Below are 24,494 nucleotides of genomic sequence, written 5' to 3' on the forward strand. Positions count from 1 at the left end.
ATACTTTTAACTCAGTAAAAATGCTTCATTTACTCCAGATTGCTTAACAAAACAATCATCATGAGAGACCAGAATGACAGCACCTTTAAATTGCTCAATGGCTTGCGCAAGTAATTCTCGTGACTCGATGTCTAAGTGATTTTCAGGTTCATCCAATAATAATAAATCAATATTTTGATGATGCTGACTTATTCCAAGTAATGCAACTTTAAGTTTTTCACCACCACTGAGTTGCCCCAATTTTAAGAGTGCTTTTTCGCGGCGGATCCGCAGTTGACCTAATAAATTTCGCCATTCAACCTCCAGCATATCTGGATTAAATTTCGCTAAATTCTCGATCACAGAAAGATGATCATTGAGTAAACTAAAATTTTGATCCAAATATAAACTTTGTCCAGTAAAGAAAATTTCAGCACTTTGTGATTGATCAATTATTTTTAATAAGGTGGATTTACCCACGCCATTTGCCCCTTTAAGTTGGATTTTTTCACCGGCTTGGAGTGACAACTTTATGTTCTGTGTGGTGGCATAAGGCAATTGTAAATCGTGAATTCTTAAAATTTCACCTTGCTTAGATGATTGAAATTGAAAGTCAAATCGTTGTGGTTTAATTTTTTCTAATACTGTTTGTTTCTCCTGTAAATTGCTTTGTGTTTCATCTGCTTGACGAATTTGCAGTGCACGTAATTTCCCAAAACTTTGCCCAGCTTGCTCTTTTTTAAAATCCAGTAGGATCTTGGCTTGAGAGTTCGAGTCACGCAATTGAGCACCTTTACGTTGACGCTTTTGTGCTTTCATTAAACTATCATGCTGTTGTTGCTTTAACTGTTTAAATTCACGTTTTTCTTGTTGAATAGACTGAGTTAAGGCATGGATTTGTTGTAAGTGCTGTTGAACATAATCAGCATAATTTCCCGAAACATGCTGCAAACCTTGCGCGGTTAAAGCGTAAATATGCTGCACTTGATTCAGCAATTGAAGATCATGACTAATAATACAAACACCCGCTTTATGTGCCTGAATCGATTCAATTAGCCATTTTCTTGCCATGGTATCTAAATGATTACTTGGCTCATCTAACAGTAGATAATGATCTTGTTTTAGAAATAAGCGACACAAAGCCAGCTTGGTTTTTTGACCTTCACTTAAGTGTTGTGTCGGAAAATTTAAATCAAGCGGCAGTTGTGCATTGCGTAAAATTTGTTGCCATTTTTGTGGTAAATCCCAACAGTTTTCCACCAAATCATAATCTTCAAAACTGGCACTACTGTTTTCAATACGTTCAAAAGCATTATGTAGATGAGCAATATCTAAAGCTTCAGCTATAGTTTTGGCATCTAATCGTTGTAATTGTGCTAAATAATCATGTTGGATATGCCATACAATTTGCCCTGAATAGGCTAAGTCTGAATGCTGTTGTAGGTGTAATAGTTTAAAAAGTAATGATTTTCCCAAACCATTACGGCCAATCACAGCAGAAGTTTGCCCTGAAAAAAGCACAAAATTCAGTTGCGTAAACATTGTTTGGGTGGGGAATGCCAAACTCAAATTTGAAATAATACATGCTTGTTGCATTCAATGATCCTCATATAGAGGATGCACAAAATAGTATGTAATAAAAGCTTTAAATAACAGTAGATTATTTAATTTATCGTAAATAAGGTATCAGAACCAAAAGATAAGCGTAGCCTTGAGTAGAATCTATTTTGCACATCAAAAATTAAATAAATAATGATGAGAAAATGACTTACTTCATTGGCGTTACTCTTTTAAGAAAGGGGATAAGAATGCTTATTGTATAAAAATAAATCTGTATGTCAATGTTAAGCTTTTAAAATGCTCATTTAAAAAAGAATCATCTCAAAAACTTAACTCCCTTATGAAAAGGGAGTTAAGTGGCAGTTGATTGATTCAATCAACGCTTATCAATTTATTTAAGCAGTTGCTTTAATGACTTCTGCAACAGATGTTGCTACATAATCAATATTTTTTAAATTTAAGCCCGCTGCACACATACGGCCACTACGTAGCAAATAAATGGCATATTGATCTTTCAATATATCCACTTGTTCAGCAGTTAAACCTGTATAGCTAAACATGCCTTGTTGTTCTGTAAGGTAATCAAAATTACGACCAGGTAAAGCAGTAGTTAATTTTGCTTTTAATAGTTCGCGCATTTGGATGATACGCTCACGCATTTCTTTAAGTTCTGCATGCCATTTTTCAGTTAATGTTGCATCATTCAATACATTATCAACCACTAAGGCACCCGTTGTAGGTGGGCTTGAGTATATACGGCGTACAGTTGCTTTAAGCTGACCTAAAACTTTTTGTGCAGTTGCTTGGTCATCACAAATAAAGCTTAAGCCACCAACACGCTCACCATATAGTGAGAAAATTTTAGAGAATGAATTGCTAACAATGAAATTCAATCCTGACTTGTCTAAAGCACGAATTGCATAAGCATCTTCTTCTAAGCCTTGACCAAAACCTTGGTAAGCAATATCGAGGAATGGAATTAAATCACGTGCTTTCAATACTTCAATCACACGATCCCATTCAGCAGGTGTTAAATCTGCACCTGTTGGGTTATGGCAACAAGGGTGAAGCAGAACAATGCCTTTTGCAGGGATTTGCTGTAAATCCTCTAACATGCCTTCAATATTGACACCATTGGTTGCTGCATCAAAATAGCGGTAGAAATGTGAATTGATTCCCGCACCATTAAAAATCGCAATATGGTTTTCCCACGTCGGTTGGCTCACCCAAACATCAGATTCAGGAAAGTATTTTTTTAGAAAATCTGCACCAACTTTAAGTGCACCAGAACCGCCTAGGGTTTGAATGGTCACTGCACGGCCATCTTTACGTGCTTGGCTATCTGCACCTAAAACCAATTTCTGGGTTGCTTCGTTATAAGACTTTGAACCATCCATCGGTAAATAAAGCTTTACCTTGTCATTGCTTTGTTCAATATTTTTCAAAGCCGCTTTTACAGCGTCTAACTGAGGAACAATTGTGTCCTCATTATAATAAAGACCAATACTTAAATTTACTTTGTGTGTCCGTTCATCCTTACCAAAGGCTTCCATTAGAGAAAGAATTGGATCACCTGCATAAGGATCTACATGTTGAAACATGGTCTAAAGTCCTAAATCAATCGAAAAATCAAGTCTGATAATATAGGTAATTCAAACCCCGACTCAACAGTAGATTGAGGTTTATTTTTTATTATTTATTCAACTTTAGATTAGGGTCTGTTGACAATTCGTCTACGTTTGCGAATACGTGTGTTTTTTAGGCGATACTAGGCGCGAAATATGAAATTTAGTCATTCTAAATGAGTAGTTCGTAACGACGTAGCGGCAAAAAACACACAAGTCCCGAAGGGTTGTGGCTAAAATTATCTCAGACTACGTTATGAAACTCGAAAATAGTCTCGCTATTCTCTTCGTTTCCTGCCTTGCCTGCTCAATTTTAGTCTACAACGCAAGCCATTTATGAAATGTCAACAGACCCTAAGCTCATCGCTCATTTGTCTATATTTATAGCCAAATGTGTATTCTCTACAAAATAGAGGATAAATAAGATAAAACTTAAACACTATTTCAAGTGTGGTATTGAAAGAGAGATAGCTAAGATATTGATTGTTCTTAGGTCGCAGTATTGTTAATGAATGAATGATAAAACTATTGTTCTGTATTTCTCTTCTTGTCATCATAGCGCAAGCGCAATATTTAAATTCTGGATGGTTTTTAATGTTACTGAATTATCAATACGATCAAGCTCAAGATAGCCATGGGACTCAAAAAACCACACTGGTATTGATTCACGGGTTATTTGGAAGTTTAAGTAATTTGGGCATTATTGCACGTGAATTTCAAGGTAAATTCAACTTATTGCAAATTGATGTTCGAAATCATGGCCATTCTGCACATTCAGATGAAATGAATTATCAATTGCTGGCTCAGGATGTTTTGGAAACACTTGATCATTTAAATATTGAAAAGTTTATTGCGATTGGACATTCTATGGGTGGAAAAATTGCAATGAAACTTGCAGGTTTAGCGCAAGATCGTATGCAAAAAATGATTGTCTTGGATATGACACCTTTTGCATATCAAGAAAATCACCATGATCAAATTTTTAAAGCCTTATTTGCGGTTGAAAATGCACAGATTGAATCTCGTAAAGAAGCTACAGAGATTATGCGTCAATACTTAAAAGAAGAAATGGTGATTCAATTTTTATTAAAATCATTCAGTAAGGGGAAATGGCTGTTTAATGTCCAAGCTTTATTTAATCATTATGCTGATATTTTAAGCTGGGAAAATCAGCAGGTGAATCCTATTCCAGCATTGTTTATTAAAGGTGGAAACTCACCCTATATCTCAAAAGCTGAACATTTTTCTGCAATCGAAACCCAGTTTAGTCATAGCCAAGTTAAAGTCATTGAACAAGTCGGGCATTGGTTACATGCTGAAAAACCGGCTGTAGTCAATCAAATGATCTCTGGGTTTATAGAATGAGGTTTTAGGCTCTGAATAAATTAAAACAGCATATTTAAAGGTAATATGCTGTTTATAAATGATTATTTTATAAACACTATCAGTTCTTTAGTCCAGTAGGGTCAAGAAAGTGTCTTGGTTTTGAATTTTCCATTGAGTACAAGATATGAAATTAGACCTAAAACCAAACCCCAAAATGCACCCCCAACACCAAACAAAGTGATGTTGGCTGTCGTTGAGAGAAAGGTAATAAGTGAGGCTTCTCGGCAATCGATATCACTCATCGCATTTGCAAGACTTCCAGCAATTGTACCTAATAATGCAAGTCCTGCTAGAGTACTTATAAAAGCGACTGGAAACGCTGCAAAGACAGCTGCTAACGTTACACCAAAAATTCCAACAAAAATATAAAACACACCTGCGGCAATCCCTGAAATCCAGCGTTTTGAAGGATCTTCGTGGGATTCCTTTCCAGTGCAAATTGCAGCAGTGATCGCAGCAAGATTAAACGCATGTGAACCAAACGGAGCCATGAGGAACGAACCTAAGCCTGTCACGATAAGAATCGGTTTAGCATTGGTGTGAAAACCATCATTTTTAAGAACCAGTAAACCTGGCATATATTGTCCTGTTAAGGTAATTAAAAATAAAGGTAAGGCAACACTCAGTATCGAGTTTATAGAAAAAGTTGGTGTGGTAAAAATAGGCGAGGCTAATTTTAGTTCAAATCCAGAGAAATCAATCCGTGATTGTAAAAGTAAGAAAATAAAGCCAAAAATCAAGACACTAATAATGGCAAATCTTGCAGAAAAACGCTTGGTAATTAGGTAAATCAAAAATAATGAAATAGCCAAAAAAGGATCAATTGTCATATTGGTAAAGGCTGCAATCCCAAATTGCAATAAAATACCTGCCAAGAGACCAGAGGCAATACCCGTTGGAATTAGACCAATCAATTTTTCAAAATAGCCCGTAATTCCCAAGATCACAAAAGCCAGTGCAGAAAGTAAATATGCGCCAATTGCTTCGGAATATGGCACGGTTACAAGCGTCGTAATTAAAAATGCAGCGGCAGGCGTAGACCACGCAGTGATAATGGGTTCTCGGGTATACCAACTTAATAATATTCCTGTGATACCAACCCCAATAGAAATAGACCACACCCATGAGGCTGTGAGTTCAGGGCTAAGACCAGCCATCTGCGCAGCTTGGAAGATTAAAATAAAGGTACCACCATAATTAACGATGACCGAAATTAAACCTGCCATAATGGGGGGAAGAAAATCATTAGAATGATGCTGAAAAGACATAAACTCTACCCCTAAGATTTTAAAAAGAAGTAGTAGAGTGTATTTTTAATGTGGTATTGCCATAAGATACACTTTTAATATTTTTTAAGGTACCAGTTTGGTAATATGACTTTATCTTCTGCCCCTTTTACTTAACTCTGGTAAAGGTGAAGGAGTTAAGAATGGTTTTTATATTGCTAAATACAATGAGAGTAGTGCTTTGAATGCAGCGAAGAAAAATACCCTCAATTTAGGTTTCTTAATGATTTTTTGAATTTCATAGATCGTACAATATAAACAGTTATTACAATTAAAAAACTATTGAAACAAGAGTTCAATAATAAATATGAGTTTATCCTCTAAGATTGAATACTAAATGAATTTTTCGATAGGATAAGAGTATGAGCCATAGTAATCAACTCACCATATTTGATGTCTTAAAGTTTAGTCATGAAAAGCAAAGAGAATTATCTGATAAATTAATTGAAACCAGTGGCAACTCAGAAGAAAGAAAGCATTATTTCTCATTACTGAAAAATGAATTATTTGCACATGCAGTGGCTGAAGACAGGTATTTTTACATACCTCTTATGATGACAGATGCAGGTTTGAATATTACAAGGCATGCTCTGTCTGAGCATCACGAAATTGATGAGCTACTTGAGCAACTTACTGAAAAAGAACTCAATAATCCGAGTTGGTTACGTATAGCAAATCAGCTACGAAAGCTTGTACATCATCATTTAGATGAAGAAGAGCATAAATTTTTCCAGCAATCTGGCAAAATTTTAAAAGATGATGAAAAAGTAAGCTTAGCTAAAAAGTATCAACGTGAATATGATAAATATATTGATAAAGACAAAACGAGTTTAATTAATTAATGATTTAAACTTTTTTTAAATTTAGTTAGATAGATAAGCCAGATTTGAAAACTGATGATTTGATGACAAGAATGCCAATCAAATTGATTGGCATTCCTTAAATAGCAAATTATTTTAGGTAAAAGCTATAATGTTTGCCACTCATTTCTTGCTTCTTCTGAATTTTTATTCAAAATTACGTTTCCATCTTTAATTTCACTCACCCAACTTAATGGAATCAGATGATGTTCATTATGTTCATCATCACTTCGAGTCAATTTAATTGAATCTTGTCCCTCAAGATGATCGACCTTACCGATCTGTGTACCACATGAAGCAATTACTGAAGCATGTTCTTTAATATCGTTTGCATTAACGTTACTCATAATGTTTGCTCATCTATTGTTCAAGTTGAAATATCAGTCTAAGACATTTAAAAATTAGTGATGTAAGTATTTTTAAGCTTTAAGTTTTGTTGAGTTAATAATGTAAGGTTTATAGATTTATTTAATTTATAAATGTCATTTTTGAATAAATATATAAAATTAAAAATAATGTGATTCTGTTCTCAATTAATTAATTTTGTTATGCTTTATTCATTTGTTTTTTGTGATTTAATTATAATTAATAAGCTTTATTGAGGTTCTTTTTGATTATTTTTTTTGTTTTTGGTCTTAATGGGGTTGTTTAAAAGCATTGCTATAAATTTATGTTTTGTAATGTTTTATTTTTAAATAATTAACGGTAAGGTTTTAATGTGTTGTATTGTAATTTGATGTTATTTATTTAAAAATTTCTAAAACGACAATACTCAATAGGGATGGTGTTTTTAGCTAATTTTATTTTAATTTGGTTAATTTAATTTTGTACAAACCTTTCTTGAAACTATAACAAATAGCAATATTAAATAAAAATATTTGATCTAGGATGATTATCGTTGATTGATTAATTGAATTAATAACTTTTATCAAAATAGAGGATTAAATATGTCAAATTCTAATATAGATAACGAAGTAGTTAAGAATCTCAGTAAAGAACAACGTGACCAATTGAATGCCGATCCAATTTCCGGTGAGCCAGGAGCACACCCAATCGGGACAGGTGTTGGAGCCGCAGGCGGTGCAGTAAGTGGTGCAGCTATTGGAGCTGTTGGCGGACCTGTAGGTGCTGCAGTCGGTGGGGTAGTAGGTGCAGTTGTTGGAGGATTAGCTGGAAAAAGCATTTCTGAAGCTGTAAATCCAACTGATGAAGATGTTTATTGGCGTGAAACTTACAACACTCGCCCTTATTATAAAGACACGATTAACTTATATGATAATGTAGATTACGATCGTGATTATCGTGATGCATATCAGCTAGGGTACACTTCTAGAAGCAATTACCCTTATGAAACAAAGTTTGAAGAAGTTGAAGCAGATCTTAAGCTTCAATGGGAAAAAACCAAAAGAGAGTCTCGTTTAAAATGGGAAGAAGCAAAGCATGCAGTAAAAGATGCTTGGGATCGAGTAACTCGTTAACAGATTCTCAAAAAAATAGCCCTTCAATGTAAGGGCTATTTTTTGTCACTAGTAAACAAATGGCAGCAATCCACTACAACCATTAATTATGGTAACATATTGAAAATACAAGTGAATGCAACGACATGCAATCTATGCCAATCCAATACAGACTGAGTGGATTCTACTTTTGGTATTATTCAATAGTTGGAACTTTTTTGCCGTATTGGAGCTTATATCTTCAAGATGAAGGATTTAATTATAAAGAAATCGGATTACTGTCCTCTATAGCCATTTTAACTCGTATATTTGCACCTTTTATTTGGGGATTTATCGCAGATAAAACGGGCAAACGAATGTTGTGGGTACGTGTGGCAACCTGGATGGAAGCTACAATCTGGTTTTTGATTTTTATTATTCCCAATAATATGCAATCAATTGCATTTCTGATGTTGATTTTTAGCTTCTTTCAAAATGCCATACTTGCGCAATTTGAAGGTGTAACGCTGTTTTGGCTGGGTAATCAACATACAGCATTGTATGGAAAAATTAGAAAATGGGGTTCTATTGGATTTATTATTGGCGTATTTAGTATCGGTGCGATTTTAGAAGTTATTGCAATTCAATATTTACCGATGATGTTGTTATGTATTGCATTTACAGCTTTTATTTGGTCCTTTTCGATTAAGGAACCTAGCGCAGCACCGAGTGCACAAAAAATATTAGAGCCATTGCTTCCCATTCTAAAAAGACCAGTGGTTTTTTCATTTTTTATCATTGAATTTATTATGCTTTTTGCACAAGCACCATTTTATAGTTTTTATAGTAATTATTTAAAACTAGCTGGTTACAGTACAACTCAGATTGGTTTTTTATGGTCAGTTGGTGTGATTGCTGAAATTATCATGTTTAACTATGCAAATTTCTTCCTAAATCGTTTTTCATGGCGAAGTTTAGTCGCACTTTGTTTAATCATGACCAGCATTCGATTTATTTTGGCAGGTTTATTTTCAGAAATTTTCATTATTCAATTTATTTCTCAAACTTTTCATGCATTTAGTTTTGGTTTATTTCATATTATTGCAATGCGGGTCATTTTGCAGAACTTTGCAGCCAAACAACAGGGCAGAGGGCAAGCACTATACAGTACCATGTGGGGACTTGGCGTTGCATCTGGCAGTATCTTAGCTGGGCAATATTGGGAAAAATTATCAGGAGAATATATTTTTATTATTGCTGGATTTTCAGCCTTGCTTGGCCTGCTATTGATTAATTTTTTACCTAAAACCTTACAAATGATTCAAAGATAAATGAATCTCTTTGCAGAAAAGAGATTCAGAACGTTCAAATCGATACTGTACGGATTAATTTAGTAAATAGACAATGAGGTGTACAATAAAAGGTCCAACCAATACCATAAAAATACCAGCTAAAACCATGGTTAAACTGGCAATAACACCTTCATCTTTATCACGAATATAAGCTTTACTTGTACCAAAACCATGTGCTGCATTACCCAAAGACGCACCTTGTGCAAAGCTTGATTTCAGTCTTAATCCACCCAATACCAAATCACCAATTAACATACCAGTCACCCCAGTAATCATGGTGAATAAAATCACCAGTTCAACAGAACCGCCGATATGGGTTGTTAGTTCCATTGCAAATGGTGTAGAGATTGAACGAGCCATTAGACTATAGGTTGTTGTTTGGTCAAAATGAAATAACTTGGCAAGGTAGAATGCACTGATCATTCCAGCAAGCATACCAATGACCACACCCATAGAAATTGAAATGAGATGTTCTTTAATGATTTGGCGATATTCAAAAATTGGGATTGCAAAGGCAACAGTTGCAGGCCCTAACATCCATATAATCCACTGACTATCAAGCATATAAGCATCATAAGAAACATGTGCTGACAGTAAAATGGTGATTAAAACAATCGGAACCAAAATTGCTGGAGATAAAATTAAGTATGGAAATTTACGATAAAGCTTTTTGACCAACACATAAGCGACTAATGTGATCACTACACAAGATATTGAAATGGCAGACATTATTTATCTCCCTGTAATACATGTACGGTTTTATGAACATGACGTTGTTTCAACTTCCGTTCTAGTTTAAAACCTATATGCACACTATAAGCAGTAAATACCATCACACAAATTGTGCCCAGTACAACCACAACAATCAGTTGCCAACCCTCAGTGATAAATAGGTTTTTATATTTCATTAACCCGATAAAACAAGGAATAAAAAATAGTACCAATTCACCTAGAATGAAATCTGAGCCTGATTTAATCCAATTTAACTTAAAAATACCTGTCATGAGCCCAATCAAAACCATAAATAAGCCAATCACAGCTGCCGAAATAGGTAAATTAAATTGCTTTTGAATGATTGAACCAATCCACCAAATCAAAATTAAAAGCCCAATTTGCAATGTGACTTTATAAATTGATGAAATTTGATGGCTTTGAGTACGCGTAGACATTTTATTGCAGATATTTAAAAAAGATGAGTTATTTTAGTTGCAAACATCACAGCATATTATGAATAATTAAACCATAATTATGCGTTTTTGGAATAATTTGTGGACATTAAAAATCTTAAAATTTTTGTGGAAATCGTCAATTCTGAAAGTTTTACTTTGGCTGCTGATCGTTTGTTTATGACACAGCCTACAATCAGTAAATCTATTAAACATTTAGAAGAAGAACTTGGCACAGCTTTGTTTAAAAAAGGTGAAGCTGGAAGAAAAAGGGAAGTTGTACTTACTTATATTGGTGAATTAATTTATCTACACGCTTTAAATATCTTAAATGAACAAAAGCAAATATTTGAAAATATAGATCAAGTACAGCAGTTAAAAAAAGGTAAATTAACCATAGGCTTACCACCATTAGGTTCGGTATTACTCAGTCCTTTAATTGCTTTATTTCATCAGAATTATCCTGATATTCAATTGAAATTCTTAGAAGTTGGTGCCAATGGTATTGAGGAAGCAATTGCTGATAAAAGTATTGATGTTGGGATTTTACTCGGTAATTTAAGACCAAGTTTTGCGGCAATTCCTGTGATAGATTCACCAATGTGTTTATTGGCTAAGAAAAATTCACATTGGAATCAAAGAGATTCAGTAAATTTGCATGAACTTAAAGAAGAAACTTTTTTACTTTACGCTGATTCTTTTACATTAAATAAGATGATTATACAGGCTGCAAATTCTGTAGGTTTTGAACCAAAAGTGGTGTGTAAAAGTAGCCAGTGGGACTTTATCACCAAAATGGTGGAGTTTAATATGGGGATCGCCATATTGCCCAAAATTTATTGTGATCAGCTAAATCAGGGGAAGTTTTGCTCAGCAATCCTTAATGAGCCTAAATTACATTGGACATTGAGTATGGCTTGGAATACGACTGTAGCAATGAGTCCTGCAACCAAAGCTTGGTTAACGATTGTAGAGATGCATCGAGATAAAATTCATTTTTAGATTGATCGATAGCTTTTAAGTCTTACTAAATTGAGATTGGCGTGGCTCAGGTTGAATTCTATAAATATTAAAACCTATGTATATCAGTGTCTTAATATAAATTATTTCGCATAATGTATATTATGTTAAATAAAATATCTAAGAGTTTTAACTTCTATTTATGTGTGCTAGTATTTGAAAAAACTATCATTCTACAGAGTCTGCTAATGAGTTTAGATCAAGCGAATTTACTTAAAGCTTGGCAACATTACATTGAAATTACAGGATGCGAAAAATCAAAAATACCTGTTAAAACAATCAATAATTGTCAAAATATTATATTCACTCATTCGGATTTCATTGAGAACCCTAAAAGTAATGGTGTATTTATTGAAATACAACCTAGTAAAATTGCTCATTTAAAAGAAAAGTTTGTTATATTTGATGAAGATACGAAAAAAGATAAACTCATTGATCCACTATCTTTTGCATTCCCTCTTTTAACTATGCATGAGAAAAACCAATCTTTTTATTTACCTATTTTTGTTATAGATCTACCTGCAGATTTTTTGATTTCAGAGAACTTCACTGGTTTTGATATATCTTCAAATCTACCTAATTTTGTGAAAGTTAATATTTCAGTATTAACAAACTATTTTGATGTTGATGCCGATCAAATTGATGAATCTAGAAATATAATTGATTTAATAGGATTGATTTGCGAAACTACTTTTATTGATTTTGAATCCATGTACTTTGGTTTTATTGAATGGGCAAATGAGAGATTAGTCATTAAAAACAATAATTTTAAAAATATATTCTTTGCTAGAAATACCGGTGGATTAATATATTCTTCAAAAAATGATGATGTCAATACAAGTGATCTTGAAGACTTTAAATTTATTCTCCATGAAATAGAAATTCACGGCGAAAATTGCGTGTCGAGTAAATATCCACTGCTGAATGAGTATTTAACCAAAATTGGTGGTGATAAATCGGTCGTGGTTCAACAGCCTGTACATCTTGTTAAGACCTATGGGTTGTTCGAAAGCAAATATTCTTTAGGTCGTGGACAGTTTCAAGCAATCCAAGCAGCAAACATTAAGCCTGAACTTCCATTGATTGCAGTGCAAGGGGCTCCAGGCACTGGTAAGACTACCCTATTCAAGTCTTTAATCGCACAGCAAGTTACTGCTCGTGCATTATCAGTCATTTCAGGTAATGACCAAAATCTTAATATGTTGGTATGTTCAACGGCCATTAAAGCAGTTGATAATGTCATTGCAGATCTTAAAGCTGAAGATTTTACACAAAATCTAAATTGGCTTTGGCTTCATGGTGGTGCTAAAGCTAAATTGGATATGGAAATTCAATCACGTTTAGCACCTCATATTGCTGATCTCGAACTTAAGGAATTTGATGAGATTCAATATCTTGAATTAAAAGATCAGATATTGAATCTCAAAAAAAATATTGATGCGATTGGTAAAAGATTTCTTACTGAAAAATCAACATTAAATTTATCAAAAGCCAAAATTCCCTTTATTACGTCTTTGAATGATTACAATTCTACGGAGCTATTCTTCGAATTATCAAAATATCAAACAGCAAAAAGTATAAATCTTGATGAACAATATAGGTATGACTCATATAGTACCGATCAGTTAACTGATATTCAGTCAAAACTTAAAGTTGAAGTTGCTGATTTAGAGAAAGAAATATCTCAAATTAAAGAAGCTTTAGCACATGTTGAGAATTTACTGGCATATTGGCCTAAAAAGTTTAATCCTTCCCAATTTTCAGACTGGATGCTTAATAAAAAAGTCAGAGGTTCATTTTCTCTATCATTTGGCGATTTCTTCAAATTACAGTTTCTAAAAATTATCACAATATTTTCTCCAGCAAAAATCAATCTGATGGATGCATGTGAAACCTTAACTAAGCATGATCTGTTACTAGATTTAGAACAAAACCTGACTCACATCAATAATCAGCTTATGATCATCAATCAGATGTTGCTTGCCTCATTATATACTCAAGAATTTAATTCTTTATATCAATCGTTCACAAAGGAATACACCGGCTGCAATGACTTAAGCGATATATTTAGGCTTAAAGCCATTAGTGAGAACCGTAAAATTTTTGAGTTGTCGATACAGTTTCTCTATCAAGAACAATTACGGTGTAAGGTTGAAGTTGTACAAGCCTTGAATCATTGGTTGGCCATGTTGTCTAGTGATAATGTACCAACGCCACATTATGGCAAATTTATAAAAGATTCTGAAAAATTCTATCAGTTAATTTCTTTGGCTTATCCAGTTGTAGCAACAACATTGGCATCAGTTTTCAAAATGTCTGGCTTTAAAAAGCTACAGCAGTTAAATGGTACAAAACCATGGAATCTAGCTTTGCTTGATGAGGCGGGAATGGTATCGGTAGAGAACCTCGTCCCGATTGTTGCTCGAAGTAATAAAGCTATGATTGTTGGTGATCCTCTTCAGCTGGAACCTATACGCACAATCTCAAAACCATCAGAACAAAAAATTTATAAAGAATACTTTTATTATCATGATGATGAGTATGCAATGTTAGGTCCTGGTCAGGTGACCACATATCATAGAGCTTCAGGAACCTTGTCTGGTGAAATAAGTGATATTGGTGATGGCATTATTTTAGATGAACATCGACGTTGTCAAGAGCCAATTGCTCAACTTTTTATTGATATAGCAAAATATAAAGGCTTAAGCATATCTTCATTCACACCAAGTGAGCGAATTCAGAAAGCGTTTGAAGGTATAGGGGCACATCATTTGATGTTCTACCATGTAGATGGTGCTAGACACTCAGGGAAAACTAATCTGGATGAAGTAAAAGGCATTGGTGAGCTTTTAGATCAGTTGGAACAGGCTGGGTATAATCTTACTTGTGATATTGGGATCATTACGCCCTATGCGGATCAAAAGCGTCAATTGATTAGTGCTTATGGTCAACGTATGGAGCAAAACAAACTGGCCAAGATAGGTACAATCCATCAGTTCCAAGGTGTTGGTTTTGAAGTGATCATCTTTAGTCCCGTGATATTTGAACAGGCTGATAGTGCAGCATTCCTTAATTCTCGACCAAATATACTGAACGTGGCTGTTTCTCGCGCTAAGCAGCAGTTCATTGTGGTTGGCAACTACCATAAACTAAAAGACTCAAAAGGTTCTTTAGGTTTAATTGCTGAGCGTACATCTTCGGACTTTTACCTAGAGCTTGGTAATCAAAGTCCAAGCTTTAAAGATTATGAAACAAGTTTTGCTGTCAAAAAGCATATCTACGATGTTCAGCATGTGAAAGCCTTTGAATACTATCTTCAAAATAGTCAGAAAAGTATTGTTATTGTCGTGCCATGGATTCGTAAACCTTATAACATATCAACGCAGCAACAACTCGAATTGCTGAAGATGGCCAAACGTCGTGGGATCAACATTAAAATCTATTATGGCTACAGTAATCTTGAGCTTAATCATAAAGATGATAACGATGAACAGTTAGTCCAAGATTATATTACTGCGTTAGGTGCTGATAATGTGATAAGACTGCCTCAGGGTACACATGAGAAGGTTTTGTTAATTGATGATCGTGTTCTTGTCGTGGGAAGTTGGAACTGGCTATCGAATGCATATTACAAATGGTATGAAAACCAGCAAAACGGAAAGTCACAGTTAGCGATACGCCGTGAAACAAGTATTATCATTATGGATCGAAAGATCATAACGGAATATAAGGCACATAATCTTATTGCATGCATTTAACGAGACAGAAAACTACCATACGATGAGCTAATTATTTTATTTTGCTGTAAAGCTCTTAATGAATGAATATTGGTAAAATTAAGTTGTTGTTTTAGCTTTTGAAGTCGCATAATGAAACCATTATGTTAAATAGAATATTGTGTAAGTTGCCTACTCATATGTTGTTTGCAATGGCTACCTAATTATTAGAATTTGACTAATTTATATTTAGAAAAAAGTTAACTAGAAAATAAGCCGTAATTTTCTATGTTAATTACACTTAAATTCCAACCCTCTCATTTTTCAACTAGCTCAGGTTATAATGGTGGTCTCCCAAAATATGGTTGATCTATTATGAACGCCTCCAATGACCCTCTACACGGCAAAAAACTTGCTGACATTTTGGATGAATTATTAGATTACTACGATGGCTTTGAAGGCTTAAGTCGTAAAATTGAAATTAGATGTTTTTGCATAGATCCAAGTGTTAAGTCATCATTGAGATTCTTACGTACTACCCCATGGGCACGTGAAAAAGTAGAAAGCTTATATTTGTATGTCTTACGCCAAAAAGCCAAACAGAAATCGTAGCTATCAAAACCCTGACTCAGCATAGACAAATTTAGTCTATTCTTAAGACCTTTTTAGTAGGAAACTATGTATTCATAGCTAGGTTCATGAACCAAATATTTTATAAATTGTTATTTTAGTGCTCTAAGTAATTAAATTTATTATTTATTAAATATAAATTTAATTGTGAACTAGGTTCTAAGTGAACATAAGTTAATTAAAATATCAGAGACAGTGGCACACAATGCTGTTGTTGCTACAGCTCAGCAACTTGAATCAGTAAAATTATTTTCAAGTTGCTGAGTATCCCAAGTAACATAATATAAGTTATGCTGAAATCAGATCGCTACTCGATTTTGTATGGTTATGACTTCAATGTACTTTCGTATTTGCTTCAGTTAAATAAGCTTTCTTCGATGTCTTATTCCATAAACACAGTTCTTGCCCTGTTTTGTTTTTCATATGTGCTTGCGGATATTTTCCTTGAATCAAGAGTGCCGAATATCCAACACGATCATCAAACAGCATGACATTGCTTACTGTCTTGGCATTTTTAAGTTGACTTGCTTTTATACAAGCCGCTTTTATTTCCTGATCATGCTTGTTCCATGCCTGCTCGGAACTTCCGAAAGCTACGCTAGTCACAGCAGAACTTGCCACAAAACCTAAAATAGAAAGATATTTTAAAAATATACGATATCTCAATATCATGATGATTGTCCTGTAAATTCGAGTGTCTGGATCTATACTGAAACAATCTGATGAGATAATCTAGCAATTTACACATGCTGTAACAGCAGATATTCAGGATTACACATATCTCTGAAAAGTTGTCCGTGATTTAGATTTTAAAATATAGATCAAAGACTTAAAAATAGTTCTATTCTATAGAAGCATTACCTGACTCACGTGATTCCATACAGTGATCAATAATTTCTCGCGTCTTATCGCTTGCCGAAATTATAATTATGACTATTAATTAAAGCGCTAAATTTGCTGTGTGGCACTGTCTATGTGATGCATCTATAGCTTGTGATCTTGAAAAGCCCATCCCTTTTTAAATATATATCTTGCGCTTTGTCTATTTTTATGTATGATTGAGTAATCACTCAATTAATATATTTGTCTATGGCCCGTCCTCGTAGTGAAGATAAACGTAATGCAATTTTAAATGCTGCTATTGAAACATTGGCAGAACTTGGAGAGCGCGCATCTACTTCAAAAATAGCCAAAGTCGCTGGTGTAGCAGAAGGTACTTTATTTACTTATTTCAGTAATAAAGAGGAATTACTCAACCAATTATACCTTTCGCTAAAGGCCGAACTGCGTCAGGTCATAATGCTGAATTATCCGAACAACTCAGACCTACAAAGCCAAATGTTTTATATCTGGCAAAGCTATTTGGACTGGAGTTTAGATGCCCCACTCAAACGTAAAGTGATGGCACAGTTGTCGACTTCAGAACAAATTACAGAGCAGAGTAAACACATTGGTATGCAAACTTTTTGTGATTTTACTAAGACTATTCAAGAACATATTGATGACGGCAAATTAAGAGATTATCCACCCTTGTTTATCGGTTCGATTTTGGGTGCACTTGCCGAAGTCACACTCAACTTTATTGCCCAAGACACTTATCAAGCTGATCTTTATCGGAAGTCAGGTTTTGAAGCGTTTTGGCATGCAGTTTCAATGTAGATAAAGACTAAAGTAAGGATGTGCAGCATTCTTATTTTTTAAATTAATTAATGAGTGATTAAATACTCATTTAAATAAATCAAAATAAGCTCTTATCTCAAGTTCTAATTTACAGATATAGCTTGTTCCACTCAAGGAAAATAAAATGACAATTTCAAACGCAACAGACTTGCCTTCTCCCGTCATGTCATCACAGCAATACAATGGAAAATATAGCAATACACGGCCGAATCTGCACACACATTCTTTCGGAAAAACGCTAGGCTTAATGTGGAAATTTCTATTTAACAAACCGAAAAATACGGTGCCAAACCGAGAAATTCCTGTGTTAAGTTTATCAAAAGAACAACTCATGAGTGCCCCAGACCATTCTCTATTTCGTCTTGGGCATTCGACCATTTTATTAAAATTACGTAATGAATTTTGGTTAACCGATCCTGTTTTTTCTGAGCGTGCCTCGCCTTTTCAGTGGATTGGCCCAAAGCGTTTTCACCAACCACCTATTAGCATTGCGGACTTACCTCCCATTAGAGGCGTGATTTTGTCGCATAACCACTATGACCATCTCGATTACCATGCAGTAATCCAACTCAAAGACAAAGTTGAACACTTCTTAACACCACTTGGTGTTGGTGACACATTGATTAAATGGGGCGTGCCAGCAGAAAAGGTTCAGCAACTTGACTGGTGGGAAACAACCCATGTGGATGGTCTTGAGCTGATTGCTACCCCTGCCCATCATTTTTCAGGTCGTGGTATGAGTGATAGCAACACAACGCTTTGGGCATCGTGGGTGATTATTGATAATGATCTACGGGTGTTTTTTAGTGGCGATACTGGTTATTTCGATGGGTTTAAAGAGATTGGACATCGTTATGGTCCTTTCGATCTTACCATGCTAGAAACTGGGGCATATGATCCAGAATGGCCAGATGTTCACATGCAACCTGAGCAAACTTTACAAGCGCATATCGATTTAAAAGGACGTCATTTGTTGCCTGTCCATAATGGGACTTTTGACTTGGCGCTTCATGCTTGGGACGACCCATTTGAACGTATCGTGGCTTTGGCTCAGCAAAATAGCTTAGCAATGAGTACCCCTCAAATGGGTGAAGTATTGAACTTAAACCAGCCAAATGTCGAAAATTATTGGTGGCGTCCGTAATTTTTTCAATCATTTTAAATTATTTACGTTCCTCAATTATCATTTAAAGGTATTTAAATTCAGTGATATAGCCCTATTGTTTTCCTCTATATTTTCTTTTAATAAAACTAGGACTAACTTTGTCTTAGTTTTATTATTGACTTAAAACACAGACTGCATTAGTCTGTGTTTGTAATTGATCAATTATGAAATGAAATGGCTTATATCACTAGTAGCGTCGAGTATGCGATTCACTGTCTTCTTTTTCTTGTAAATAATGAAGATAAACCATTGAGTAGTAAGGATTTAGCTGAATTGCAAGGCGTCTCTCCTAGCTTTATGGCCAAGATATTTCCTAAACTTGAAAAGGCAAAACTTGTTTTGGCGCAAGAAGGTGTTCGTGGCGGGTATTTACTGGCCCGATCTGCTCACGAAATCAGTTTTCTCGATATTGTGAATGCAATTGAAGGTGAAAAACCGCTTTTTGAATGCCAAGAAGTACGTGGAAAATGTGCGGTCTTTAACAATGCCCCACCCGATTGGGCAACCAGTGGTGTGTGTGCAGTGCATGCAGTTATGCTACAGGCTGAAAAAGCCATGCGAGATGCTTTAGGTGCTCATACACTTGGTGATATTGCAGACCGTTTTGGCCGTTATGCACCCGACGTTTTTTTTAGTGATGTAAATGGCTGGATCAATGAACGCATTGAAGGAAGAACAGCAAAAATGCGGAAAAGTAAAATATCACGGGATACGCCCGACTAATGAGCTTATAGGGCTTTCATCCCTAAGGTAAAACTTCTCTAAACGTTTTAAACGCCTTCTCAGATTTTTCGGACAGTCAGAGAAAGGATTCGCTCACCCAAAATTTTGGGATGAGCTGGAATTTACATGTCCGAAAACCTATCAAAAGGATAATCAAATGAGTAAGCGTATTATTATTGCAGGTTCTGGCTTTGCTGGTTTATGGGCTGCACTTGCCGCACAACGAGCAATTCATTTGGCTGCGCAAGAACAAAATATCGAAGTGCTGATGGTTTCCCCGAGTCCGAATGTTGATATTCGTCCTCGTCTTTATGAAGCTGTACTTGAAAATATGTATCCTGATATATTAGATATATTAAATGTCGTTGACGTTAAATATGTGGCTGGCTGGGTAAATGAAATTGATACTACTGCCCAAAATCTTGTGATTACAACGATCCACGGCGATCAACAAAGCTTAAGTTATGACCGTTTTATTCTGGCAACTGGAAGTACTGGCTATATGCCGCCTATATCTGGTCTTAAAGACTATGGATTTAGTGTCAGCACATTAGCAGATGCTGAAAAACTAGATCAGCATCTTAAAAGTTTAGCCAATATGCCTGTAAGTGCGGCACGTAATACCGTAGTCGTTGCTGGTGGTGGACTTACAGGGCTTGAAACAGTTGCCGAAATGCCTGAACGCCTGCGTAGCATTTTAGCTGAAACTGATATTCGTGTGGTTTTAGTCGATTCATCAGCAGAAATTGGTGCAGCATTGGGTGACGAAGCTGCAGTGGTAATTCGAGAAGCTCTTAGCGAACTCGGCGTTGAAGGTAAAGCTGGGCTACGCGTTACTGCACTTGATGCTTCTGGAGTAACACTTTCTAACGGCGAAAGAATTGAAACAGAAACTGTCATTTGGACTGCGGGCATGCGAGCGAACTCGTTGACCTCTCAAATTGTAGGTGAAAAAGATAATTTAGGTCGTATTTTAGGTGATACTTATTTACATGCACCAGAGGCCAAAAATATTTTTGTGACGGGTGATACTGTAAAAGTTCCAACCGACAATTTAGGTAATTTTAACGTGATGTCATGTCAGCATGCCATGAGCCTAGGCCGCGTAGCGGGTTACAATGCCGCGGCAGAATTGGTTGATTTGCCATTACATGTGTATAGCCAACCAAAGTATGTGACCTGTGTCGACTTAGGCCCATGGGGAGCACTTTACACTGAAGGATGGGATCGAAAAGTTCAATTTGTGCGCCACGAGGCGAAAAAAATTAAGCAAGAAATTAATACGGTATGGATTTATCCGCCAGTTGCAGACCGTGAAGCTGTTTTTGCTATAGCAAATCCTGATTTTGTAATTGTTCCTTAAAATTAGTTTTGCTAAAGCAGATCATTTTATTTAACTCCCCTAAAAGCAAAACCATCACTGATTTTGCTTTTAGGTTTTTTTGAGCATTAAGTTATGACTTTTCTAACTCTTCTATTATCACTAAAGCCGTTTTTTAGCAGAAAATGTGTTTTGTCCTGTAATTAATGTATGTTGAGATCATTGTCATTAGTTCATGAACTTAATTTACTATTTTTGAAAATTATCAGTTTAAATTATTAAATTTAATAAGTATATTTCTCCTTTCCTTATAATTATGAACTAGATTTTATATAAACATAAGTTAACTAAGATATCCAAGACTGTGGCTAGACAACACTATTGTTGCCACAGCTCAGTAACGTGATGATCCAAGATTATACATCACGTTACTGAGTATCCTAATGCACATAATATAAGTAAGGACCTTACATCATTTATTAGGAGAAACTTTCAATCTTATAGATACCTTACGTACCAAAAAGAAAAATAATGGAACAAAGAAAATTGAAAGCAATGTGCCGGATATCATCCCTCCTGTCACAGCTATACCAATTTCTCTTCTACTGGCTGCACCAGCTCCTGTTGAAACTGCCAGTGGTAAAACACCAGCAACAAATGCCAATGAGGTCATGATAATGGGTCTTAATCTTTGACCTGCACCCTCAATAACAGCCTCTATTAATGACTGACCCTCTGCTAGTTTCGCTGCTGCGAACTCTACAATAAGAATCGCATTTTTAGCTGAAAGACCAATGGTTGTCAGCATCGCGACCTGAAAATAAATGTCATTAACATATCCTGCAATACTAGCTGCAATAACAGCACCAATTAATCCAAGAGGGATAACAAGCAAAACGGAGAATGGAATTGACCAACTCTCATATAATGCAGCTAAGCATAAAAAAATAAATATGATAGATGCCAAATATAACCAAATCGTCTGACCACTCGCTAACTTTTCTTGATAAGACAAGCCACTCCATTGAAGACTAAAGCCTTGTTGTTGATCAATTAACTGTTGCATTTTATTCATTGCAGCCCCTGAACTTTCACCAGTTGCGGCAGAACCTTGAAGCTGAACAGATGAAAGACCATTAAAACGTTGCAACATCTGCGGTCCCATTTGCCAATTAACAGATGAGAAACTAGCAAATGGTGTCATCTCTCCTGTCGTTCCTCTTACATACCACTGACCAATGTCTTGTGGTAATGACCTATATGCCGCATCACCTTGTAAATAAACGCGTTTGACACGACCTCTATCAATGAAGTCATTAATATATGAACCACCCCATGCAGTTGATAAAGTACTACTAATATCAGTCTGTGCTAAACCGAATGCACTTGCCTTACGTTGATCAATATTGACTTGTAATTGAGATTTATCTTCGAGTCCATTTAATCGAACCGCGGCAAGTCCAGAATCTGCACTTGCCTCTTTTAGAACCGTACTTTGCGCAGCTAACAAAGCATCTCGCCCTTTACCCTCCGCATCTTGCATCCATAATTCAAAACCACTGGATTGACCTAATCCACGTACCGCTGATGGAGAAAGTACTTGAACCCGCGCTTGTTTCATTGAGCTAAAATGTGCATTTGCACGAGAAATAATTGCCTCGGCAGTATTATCTTCTCCCTTACGATCATCCCAATGTTTTAGACTGGCAAATGCCATACCTACATTCTGACCGCTACCAGCATTATTTCGTCCCATAACCATAAAAATAACGTTCAAGTTATCTTTCTCATTCGTCATGAAATACTCTGAAATTTGGTTACCTATTTCTTGGGTTTCAGCTAAGGTCGAGCCCACAGGCGTACTAAATTGGACCATGACAGAACCCTGATCTTCTTGTGGGAGGAAGCCCGTATTCATTCGTGTGTATTGCCACCCTAATAAAGCAGTGATCACAACAAATAAAACCATAAATATTTTAGGTTTACTGATGATCTTAACGAGTAAATTACGGTATTTGGACTGACTTAGCTCTACTTTTTGATTGAACCAAGTAAAGAAACGTCTCTTTTTACGCTGATGATTGTTAGGTCTAAGTAAAGTAGCACATAAGGCTGGAGATAAAGTTAGGGCAACCACAGCAGAAAGCACCATCGCTGAGACTAATGTCACAGAAAACTGCCGATAAATCATCCCTACGGAGCCACCAAAAAAAGCCATCGGTAGAAATACAGCAGACAAGACCATTGCGATACCAACTAACGCACCTGAAATTTCTTTCATAGAAATAAGCGTAGCTTCTCTTGGATCAAGACCTTGCTCATGCATTACACGCTCAACATTTTCTACAACAACAATGGCATCATCAACCAAGAGTCCAATCGCCAATACCATCGCGAACAATGTCAATGTGTTAATGGTATAACCCAATACACTCAGAATTCCAAAGGTACCTAACAAAACCACTGGAACAGCAATTGCAGGAATTAATGTGGCGCGCCAACTTTGCAAAAACACGAACATCACAATAATGACAAGGAAGATTGCCTCAGCTAGGGTCTTAATCACGCCTTGAACAGATGCTTCTACAAATGGAGTACTATCACGTGGATAAGCCACCTTTAAACCTGCTGGCATGGATGCTGTTAATCTTGAAACCTCTGCTTTAACACGTTCAGCTGTTTCAAGGGCATTTGCACCTGACGCTAACTGAATTGACATACCTGAAGCATATTTACCATTCAATCTCGTGGTAGTCTGATAACTTTCTGCGCCTCGTTCGACACGAGCAACATCTTTTAGCAATACTACACTGCCATTTGGCTCAGTCCGCAAAATAATATTTTCAAATTGACTTACCGTTTGTAAACGAGACAATGCAGTAACAGTTGCATTTAAAGCTTGGTTTTCTTTAGTCGGTAAAGCTCCAAGCTCACCTGCTGTGATTTGAGTATTTTGAGCTTCAATAGCAACTCTAACATCGGATGGCATCAAGCTATAACTATTTAGCTTATGCGGATCAAGCCATATTCGCATCGCATATTGCGCACCAAATACTGTGATCTCACCAACCCCATCTACCCGACTTAGGGGGTCTTGAAGTGTACTTACCATGTAATCAGATATATCAACATCTGATCTTGCACCACTTTCATCATAAAGAGCAAAAACTAACAGACTGTCTCCTTGAGACTTTGTAACGGTTATGCCCTGTTGTTGAACTTCTTGTGGTAAACGACTCAATGCCTGATTTACTGCGTTCTGTACCTGAACTTGAGCTGTATCTGGATTCGTATTTTGATCAAAACTCAAACTAATACGAGTCTGACCAGCTGAACTACTTGTAGATGAAAAATAAAGTAAACCATCAATTCCCTTAATTTGTTGCTCTAATATTTGAGTAACACTATCTTCAACTGTACTGGCTGATGCACCAGGATAGTTTGCTGTTACATTTACACCAGGAGGTGCAATATCAGGATATTGCTCAACAGATAAAGTGAAAATGGAAATTGCACCCATCGCCATAATGCATATGGACAGTACCCAAGCGAATATCGGACGAGCGATAAAGAAACTAGACAGCATACG

The 24,494-nt window shown here is 35.8% G+C and carries 19 protein-coding genes; 11 read left to right on the forward strand and 8 right to left on the reverse strand.

Annotated features, from left to right (window positions below):
- Window positions 1-6: 6 nt before the first annotated feature.
- Together ASC84_RS01880 and ASC84_RS01885 are read right to left on the reverse strand one after the other, a co-directional pair.
- On the reverse strand, window positions 7-1,575 hold the full coding sequence (locus tag ASC84_RS01880; RefSeq protein ID WP_056511114.1) for an ATP-binding cassette domain-containing protein: 1,569 nt from the start codon (window positions 1,573-1,575) through the stop codon (window positions 7-9).
- Between the two features lie 359 nt (window positions 1,576-1,934).
- Window positions 1,935-3,140 (reverse strand): amino acid aminotransferase, encoded by a 1,206-nt coding sequence (locus ASC84_RS01885; protein WP_056511116.1) that lies wholly within the window; start codon window positions 3,138-3,140, stop codon window positions 1,935-1,937.
- A gap of 618 nt (window positions 3,141-3,758) precedes the next feature.
- Between ASC84_RS01885 and ASC84_RS01890 the strand changes: the two genes are divergently transcribed.
- Window positions 3,759-4,529, forward strand: coding sequence for an alpha/beta fold hydrolase (locus ASC84_RS01890; RefSeq protein ID WP_056511120.1), 771 nt, complete (start codon window positions 3,759-3,761; stop codon window positions 4,527-4,529).
- Window positions 4,530-4,630: 101 nt separating this feature from the next.
- Here the strand turns inward: ASC84_RS01890 and ASC84_RS01895 are convergent, their stop codons facing one another.
- Complete coding sequence (locus tag ASC84_RS01895; protein WP_056511123.1) at window positions 4,631-5,818, reverse strand: benzoate/H(+) symporter BenE family transporter; 1,188 nt, start codon at window positions 5,816-5,818, stop codon at window positions 4,631-4,633.
- A 380-nt stretch (window positions 5,819-6,198) separates the two neighbouring features.
- Between ASC84_RS01895 and ASC84_RS01900 the strand changes: the two genes are divergently transcribed.
- On the forward strand, window positions 6,199-6,678 hold the full coding sequence (locus ASC84_RS01900) for a hemerythrin domain-containing protein (protein ID WP_056511126.1): 480 nt from the start codon (window positions 6,199-6,201) through the stop codon (window positions 6,676-6,678).
- A 125-nt stretch (window positions 6,679-6,803) separates the two neighbouring features.
- Here ASC84_RS01900 and ASC84_RS01905 read toward each other — a convergent pair whose 3' ends face one another.
- Window positions 6,804-7,043, reverse strand: coding sequence for a DUF2171 domain-containing protein (locus ASC84_RS01905; RefSeq protein WP_056511128.1), 240 nt, complete (start codon window positions 7,041-7,043; stop codon window positions 6,804-6,806).
- Between the two features lie 600 nt (window positions 7,044-7,643).
- On the opposite strand from ASC84_RS01905, the gene ASC84_RS01910 reads away from it, so the two are divergent.
- Window positions 7,644-8,174, forward strand: coding sequence for a hypothetical protein (locus ASC84_RS01910; RefSeq protein ID WP_004720129.1), 531 nt, complete (start codon window positions 7,644-7,646; stop codon window positions 8,172-8,174).
- 125 nt (window positions 8,175-8,299) lie between these two features.
- Window positions 8,300-9,463, forward strand: coding sequence for an MFS transporter (locus ASC84_RS01915; RefSeq protein ID WP_056511130.1), 1,164 nt, complete (start codon window positions 8,300-8,302; stop codon window positions 9,461-9,463).
- 54 nt (window positions 9,464-9,517) lie between these two features.
- Here ASC84_RS01915 and ASC84_RS01920 read toward each other — a convergent pair whose 3' ends face one another.
- Both ASC84_RS01920 and ASC84_RS01925 read right to left on the reverse strand, forming a co-directional pair.
- On the reverse strand, window positions 9,518-10,213 hold the full coding sequence (locus tag ASC84_RS01920) for an LrgB family protein (protein WP_056511133.1): 696 nt from the start codon (window positions 10,211-10,213) through the stop codon (window positions 9,518-9,520).
- A complete protein-coding gene (locus tag ASC84_RS01925; protein WP_004821498.1) occupies window positions 10,213-10,653 on the reverse strand; it encodes a CidA/LrgA family protein in 441 nt (146 codons plus the stop codon). Before ASC84_RS01925 ends, ASC84_RS01920 begins: the two co-directional genes overlap by 1 nt.
- 99 nt (window positions 10,654-10,752) lie before the next feature.
- On the opposite strand from ASC84_RS01925, the gene ASC84_RS01930 reads away from it, so the two are divergent.
- The 3 genes from ASC84_RS01930 (at window position 10,753) to ASC84_RS01940 (ending at window position 15,998) form a co-directional block, all read left to right on the forward strand.
- The gene (locus ASC84_RS01930) at window positions 10,753-11,652 is read left to right on the forward strand and encodes a LysR family transcriptional regulator (RefSeq protein WP_056511136.1); all 900 of its coding nucleotides are present in this window, start codon (window positions 10,753-10,755) and stop codon (window positions 11,650-11,652) included.
- 206 nt (window positions 11,653-11,858) lie between these two features.
- The gene (locus tag ASC84_RS01935) at window positions 11,859-15,428 is read left to right on the forward strand and encodes an AAA domain-containing protein (RefSeq protein WP_056511139.1); all 3,570 of its coding nucleotides are present in this window, start codon (window positions 11,859-11,861) and stop codon (window positions 15,426-15,428) included.
- A gap of 333 nt (window positions 15,429-15,761) precedes the next feature.
- Window positions 15,762-15,998, forward strand: coding sequence for a VF530 family DNA-binding protein (locus ASC84_RS01940; RefSeq protein ID WP_004720475.1), 237 nt, complete (start codon window positions 15,762-15,764; stop codon window positions 15,996-15,998).
- Between the two features lie 351 nt (window positions 15,999-16,349).
- Here the strand turns inward: ASC84_RS01940 and ASC84_RS01945 are convergent, their stop codons facing one another.
- Window positions 16,350-16,688 carry a hypothetical protein gene (locus tag ASC84_RS01945; RefSeq protein ID WP_056511142.1) on the reverse strand — a complete coding sequence of 113 codons (339 nt, stop codon included), beginning with the start codon at window positions 16,686-16,688 and terminating at the stop codon, window positions 16,350-16,352.
- Between the two features lie 417 nt (window positions 16,689-17,105).
- Between ASC84_RS01945 and ASC84_RS01950 the strand changes: the two genes are divergently transcribed.
- The 4 genes from ASC84_RS01950 to ASC84_RS01965 all read left to right on the forward strand — a co-directional run bounded on the left by ASC84_RS01950 (window position 17,106) and on the right by ASC84_RS01965 (window position 20,947).
- Window positions 17,106-17,675 (forward strand): TetR/AcrR family transcriptional regulator, encoded by a 570-nt coding sequence (locus tag ASC84_RS01950; protein ID WP_056511145.1) that lies wholly within the window; start codon window positions 17,106-17,108, stop codon window positions 17,673-17,675.
- Between the two features lie 145 nt (window positions 17,676-17,820).
- Entirely contained in the window at window positions 17,821-18,840 is a 1,020-nt protein-coding gene (locus ASC84_RS01955) for an MBL fold metallo-hydrolase (protein ID WP_056511147.1), read from the forward strand.
- Between the two features lie 195 nt (window positions 18,841-19,035).
- The gene (locus ASC84_RS01960; RefSeq protein ID WP_056511150.1) at window positions 19,036-19,584 is read left to right on the forward strand and encodes an Rrf2 family transcriptional regulator; all 549 of its coding nucleotides are present in this window, start codon (window positions 19,036-19,038) and stop codon (window positions 19,582-19,584) included.
- A 157-nt stretch (window positions 19,585-19,741) separates the two neighbouring features.
- Window positions 19,742-20,947, forward strand: coding sequence for an NAD(P)/FAD-dependent oxidoreductase (locus ASC84_RS01965; RefSeq protein ID WP_056511154.1), 1,206 nt, complete (start codon window positions 19,742-19,744; stop codon window positions 20,945-20,947).
- 430 nt (window positions 20,948-21,377) lie between these two features.
- On the opposite strand, the gene adeE is transcribed toward ASC84_RS01965, so the two are convergent.
- Window positions 21,378-24,491, reverse strand: coding sequence for a multidrug efflux RND transporter permease subunit AdeE (gene adeE / locus ASC84_RS01970; protein ID WP_056511156.1), 3,114 nt, complete (start codon window positions 24,489-24,491; stop codon window positions 21,378-21,380).
- Window positions 24,492-24,494: the final 3 nt, after the last annotated feature.

The organism is Acinetobacter sp. Root1280, from assembly GCF_001425285.1.
Taxonomy (GTDB): domain Bacteria; phylum Pseudomonadota; class Gammaproteobacteria; order Pseudomonadales; family Moraxellaceae; genus Acinetobacter; species Acinetobacter guillouiae.